The following is a 230-nucleotide window of genomic DNA, read 5'->3' on the forward strand; positions in this document are numbered from 1 at the left end:
AAAAGAAGTAATTAAAGAGTTCACAAAAAAACCAGAAGTTATGATTGAGAAGTATCAGGCTGAATTAGGCTGTTCTCGAGAATATGTTCTTGAATTTATTCATACTATTCCTCAATTGGACCAGGTTTATGGTTTGCTTAAGGAAAAGTATAAATGTATCCCTCCCAGTAAGTACATGTTTACATCTGCTATTAGCTAGCTTACCTTTGCATCAAAAAGATATGAATAAA

Annotated in this window: 1 protein-coding gene; it reads left to right on the forward strand. The window is 32.2% G+C overall.

Going from position 1 to position 230, the window contains the following annotated elements; genetic code table 11:
* On the forward strand, window positions 1–199 hold a 199-nt coding region (locus Q0954_RS34895), incomplete at its 5' end, for a hypothetical protein (RefSeq protein WP_299466942.1).
* Window positions 200–230: the final 31 nt, after the last annotated feature.

The sequence above is a fragment of the uncultured Microscilla sp. genome (assembly GCF_947493425.1).
GTDB lineage: Bacteria > Bacteroidota > Bacteroidia > Cytophagales > Microscillaceae > Microscilla.